At 56.3% G+C, this 5,245-nt stretch carries 1 tRNA gene and 3 rRNA genes; all 4 read right to left on the reverse strand.

Going from position 1 to position 5,245, the window contains the following annotated elements:
- Nucleotides 1–12: 12 nt before the first annotated feature.
- The 4 genes from rrf to DWB23_RS22765 all read right to left on the reverse strand — a co-directional run bounded on the left by rrf (nucleotide 13) and on the right by DWB23_RS22765 (nucleotide 5,097).
- Nucleotides 13–134 (reverse strand): 5S ribosomal RNA (gene rrf, locus DWB23_RS22750).
- Nucleotides 135–263: 129 nt separating this feature from the next.
- Nucleotides 264–3,183, reverse strand: a 23S ribosomal RNA gene (locus DWB23_RS22755).
- Nucleotides 3,184–3,407: 224 nt separating this feature from the next.
- Nucleotides 3,408–3,479: transfer RNA gene (locus DWB23_RS22760), tRNA-Ala, on the reverse strand.
- Nucleotides 3,480–3,622: 143 nt separating this feature from the next.
- Nucleotides 3,623–5,097 (reverse strand): 16S ribosomal RNA (locus DWB23_RS22765).
- Together the 16S, 23S and 5S rRNA genes with 1 tRNA gene alongside form the textbook arrangement of a ribosomal RNA operon.
- Nucleotides 5,098–5,245 lie beyond the last annotated feature (148 nt).

Genomic DNA, 5,245 nt, shown 5'->3' on the forward strand with positions numbered 1-5,245 from the left:
TCGAGGTATGAGTGGAGGCGGCGAAACGGCTTTCCCAGAGGCTCGCGCACTCCAGTACTCCCCGTAACGCAGGCGGGCTTATCTTCCGTGTTCGGGATGGGTACGGGAGGAACCCCGCCGCTGTGGCCGCCGTAACGCCGATCAACGGAATCGAACCGTCGCCAAACCGTAATCGGTGGTCTCCAAGACCGCGTGTATGTGTAGTCCAGTTTGCGTCCGGACCCGCTCTCGAATCACGGATCCAATGCGATGTAATATGTATGATTGTGTGGCTCGATCGATTAGTGCTCGCGGGCTCAACACCTCGTTGCCTTGGCGCGTACACCCCGAGTCTATCGAACTCGTCTTCTACGAGTGATCTTGATGGTATCTCTTTTCCAGGTGGGTTTCGAGCTTAGATGCGTTCAGCTCTTACCCCGTGGTGCGTCGCTGCCCGGCACGTGCTCTTTCGAACAGCCGGTACACGAGTGGCACCCATTCGTAGTTCCTCTCGTACTATACGAACGTTCCCGTCAGATACCGCACACCCCCAATAGATAGCAGCCGACCTGTCTCACGACGGTCTAAACCCAGCTCACGACCTCCTTTAATAGGCGAACAACCTCACCCTTGCCCGCTTCTGCACGGGCAGGATGGAGGGAACCGACATCGAGGTAGCAAGCCACCCGGTCGATATGTGCTCTTGCGGGTGACGACTCTGTTATCCCTAAGGTAGCTTTTTTGTCAGCAATTGGCCGCATCAAGCAGCCTAATTGGTTCGCTAGACCACGCTTTCGCGTCAGCGTCCGTCGTTGTGCCGGACACTGTCAGACTTCCTTTTGCTCTTGCGCTCTTCCTCGGGTCTCCGACCCGAGTGAGGAAATCTTGGGGCGCGCTCGATATCTTTTCAAGCGCGTACCGCCCCAGTCAAACTGCCCGGCTACCAGTGTCCTCCGCCAGGAGTGAGAGTCGCAGTCACCATCGGGTAGTATTTCAATGTTGGCTGGGTGGCCCGCTAGCGCGGGTACCTCTGTAATGCCTCCTACCTATGCTGCACAATGGCGACCACGTCTCAGTGACAGCCTGCAGTAAAGCTCTATAGGGTCTTCGCTTCCCCTTGGGGGTCTCCAGACTCCGCACTGGAACGTACAGTTCACCGGGCCCAACGTTGGGACAGTGGCGCTCTCGTTGATCCATTCATGCAAGCCGCTACTAAAGCGGCAAGGTACTACGCTACCTTAAGAGGGTCATAGTTACCCCCGCCGTTAACGGGTCCTTCGTCCTCTTGTAAGAGGTGTTCAGATACCCGCACTGGGCAGGATTCAGTGACCGTACGAGTCCTTGCGGATTTGCGGTCACCTATGTTGTTACTAGACAGTCGGAGCGCCCGAGTCACTGCGACCTGCCTCTTCGCGAGGCAGGCATCCCTTATTGCGAACGTACGGGACTAACTTGCCGAATTCCCTAACGTCGGTTGCTCCCGACAGACCTTGGCTTTCGCCGCCATGAGTACCTGTGTCGGATCTCGGTACGGACAGTGTGCTCGCTTTTTCACGGGCTCTAGGTTGGCCTGACTTGCGCTATCCTGCCATTCGTTCGCTTCGTGCCATTACGGCTTCCACGAAGTTCGACAGTTAGACTGGGCGAAGGCCCAGCTCAGGCGGCCCCAAAGCGTCAGCTTTGAATGCACACTGGCATAGGAATATTAACCTATTTCCCTGTTGTCAATTTCGACTTACGGATTGACTTAGGACCGGCTAACCCTCAGCTGATAAGCATTGCTGAGGAACCCTTACTCGTTCGGCCGTCGGGGGTCTAACCCGACTAACGCTGCTACTATGACCAGAATTTTCGTTACTGAACGGTCCACATGATCTCTCGACCATGCTTCCGCCCGAACAGAACGCCAACCTACGGAATCACCATATGAATGGTGCCGCTAGGTCTCGGTGGTGGACTTGAGCCCCGATCATTTTGGGCGCCTCAAACCTCGGCCGGTAAGCTATTACGCTTTTCTTAGAGGGTAGCTGCTTCTAAGCTCACCTCCCGGCTGTCTAGGGCTTGAGACCACCTTCGATCGCACTTAGTCCACACTTGGGGACCTTAACCCAGCTCTGGGTTGTCTCCCTCACGGTACACAGGCTTACCCCGCGCACCGGACTCCCTGCGTCAAACGACGTTTGTAGGTTCGGAGTTGGACAGGGGGGCGCACTCCTCTCGGAGTGCGGTCCCCCAATCCGTCGCTCTACCCCACAAACTATCTCGGCAGAGGTCATGCTTCGACATGTTTCGGTTGGAACCAGCTGTTTCCGGACTCGATGGGCCTTTCACCCCTAGGCGTAAGTCACGAGAGGGTATTGTAGGACACCAACTCTAACGGGCCTCCACGTGCCTTTCGGCACGCTTCGCCCTGCTCACGTCTAGATCGTCCGGTTTCGGGTCGTGCCCGTTTGACTCCCCGCGCTTGAACACGGTGACCCTGGTGCAAAGCACTGCGGTCATATCGGTTTCCCTACGCCTTCCCGGATGATCCGGTTAGACTCGTCAAACAGGCACACTCTCTGGTTCGTTTTTCAAAACGTACGACAGAACACCGGCTTCCCAAACTTCTTACTACAGGTTCGCACCTGATTCATTTCGCCTGGGACCTTGTGTGCCCTGTCGCTCTATCGCCAACTGATTTCACGCCCTATTGCACCTCCCTTTGTGGGGTGCTTTTCAGCGTTCGTTCGCACTACTTGTTCGCTATCGGTCTTGAGGAGTGTTTAGTCTTCGCAGTCGATGCCTGCGATATTCACGAGGGATATCCAACCCCCGATACTCTGGAGCTGACTCGTCTCATACTGATCTACACTACGGGACTGTCACCCTGTTTCGTGCTCTATTCCAAGAGACTTCCTGCAGATGGTCTGAGAGTGATCGTCAGTCCGAACACCACATTGCCCGTGAAGGCTTCGGTTTGGACTTCGTCGCGTTTATTCGCCATTACTAACGACATCACGTTCGTTTTCTTTTCCTGTCGATACTAAGATGTTTCAATTCTCGACGTTCCCCATTGCGCGAAGCAATTGCGGTGGGGATTCCCATTCGGAGATCCCAAGTTCTTCGCCTCCGTGCGGCTCCCTTGGGCTTTTCGCAGCTTGGCACGTCCTTCTTCAGCTCTCAAGCCGAGCGATCCACCAGCTGGCACAGTAGCCACGTTCATCGGATCTGAATTGCAACGGAAGTTGTAATTCAAGAGTGACCCGGGAACGGGTCCAGTGGACGCCTGGACTACACGTACACACGGTCTCATCTGCACGCCGTAGACGCGGCATGCATTAACCCTTCCCACTCACACTTGCGCGGAGTGGTGCATCGGTTTCGTCGGATTAGACCAAAATCGTCTGCCCCACTTAAGGGGCACGATTCGATCGTCTTCCGAGCCATGGACCCACAGGGATTCGAACCCTGGGCATCCTCCTTGCAAAGGAGGCACTCTACCACTGAGCTATGGGCCCACTCCCGTCGCGCCGTCGGCGCGACAGGAAGTATAGTGTTAGCCTTGATAGTTCTAAGGTGCCCGATCGGCCATCGGTGGTCGATCGAACGCGGACCGCAAACTGCGAAGGTGGGCCAGGCGCGACGGCCTGGTCCCGGTCTGTGGAGGTGATCCAGCCGCAGATTCCCCTACGGCTACCTTGTTACGACTTAAGCCCCCTTGCGAAGCCCAGATTCGACCCCTGTTACAGGGGCCTCATCCGGACCTCACTCGGGTGCTTTGACGGGCGGTGTGTGCAAGGAGCAGGGACGTATTCACCGCGCTCTTCTGAAGCGCGATTACTACCGAATCCAGCTTCATGAGGGCGAGTTTCAGCCCTCAATCCGAACTACGACCACGTTTCGGAGATTAGCGTCCCCTCTCGGGGTTGCATCCCACTGTCGTGGCCATTGTAGCCCGCGTGTCGCCCAGCACATTCGGGGCATACTGACCTACCGTTGCCCGTTCCTTCCTCCAGTTTGGCACTGGCAGTCCTCCTAATGTACCCAGCCACCACAAGGGTGCTGCTGGCAATTAAGAGTGCGGGTCTCGCTCGTTGCCTGACTTAACAGGACGCCTCACGGTACGAGCTGACGGCGGCCATGCACCTCCTCTCAATGGCTCTAGTAAGCTCATCACACTGACTGTCACTGCACATTGTCGATGCTGGTGAGATGTCCGGCGTTGAGTCCAATTAAACCGCAGGCTCCTCCGGTTGTAGTGCTCCCCCGCCAATTCCTTTAAGTTTCATCCTTGCGGACGTACTTCCCAGGCGGTCTGCTTCTCGGCTTCCCTACGGCACAACACAGGCTCGTAGCCTGTGTCACACCTAGCAGACATCGTTTACAGCTCGGACTACCCGGGTATCTAATCCGGTTCGTGACCCGAGCTTTCGTCCCTCACCGTCGGATCCGTCTTTCCAGAGCGCTTTCGCCACCGGCGGTCCGTCCAGGATTACAGGATTTCACTCCTACCCCGGACGTACCCTCTGGATCTTCCGGTCCCAAGCCACGCAGTTTCCACCGGACGCCTCTTCGTTAAGCGAAGAGATTTCCCGATAGACTTGCGTGGCCAGCTACGGACGCTTTAGGCCCAATAATAGCGGTCATCACTCGTGCTGCCGGTATTACCGCGGCGGCTGGCACCGGTCTTGCCCAGCACTTATTCCACCACCACCTTACGGTGGTGAAAAGCGAGGACTATATGCCCTCGCACTCGGAGTCCCCTTATCGCACTGGCGTGCAGTGTAAAGGTTTCGCGCCTGCTGCGCCCCGTAGGGCCCGGTATCTTGTCTCAGATACCGTCTCCGGGCTCTTGCTCTCACAACCCGTACCGATTATTGGCACGGTGGGCCGTTACCCCACCGTCTACCTAATCGGCCGCAGCCACATCCTATAGCGCCGGAGCGTTTCGGATTCTCTGCAGTTCCAGCGGGAGAATCGTATCTCAGATTAGCCTCAGTTTCCCGAGGTTGTCTGGGTCTATAGGGTAGTTTGGCCACGTGTTACTGAGCTATCTGCTACGAGTCTGAACTCGTACAACTAGCATGGCTAAATCGGACTCCAATAGCAATGACCTCCGGCAGGATCAACCGGAATGCTATCTACTCCCAGTCTGTGACTGGGAGGGTTCATTTGGCGGTGAATGTCGTATTCTTGTACACACTCACACATAAATGGGTCCACGTTCGGTGACCGCGATCGAAGACCGATCGGGCGTCACCGAACTACCAAGGCTAACATCAGA

This window comes from Natronorubrum halophilum (assembly GCF_003670115.1).
Taxonomy (GTDB): Archaea; Halobacteriota; Halobacteria; order Halobacteriales; family Natrialbaceae; genus Natronorubrum; species Natronorubrum halophilum.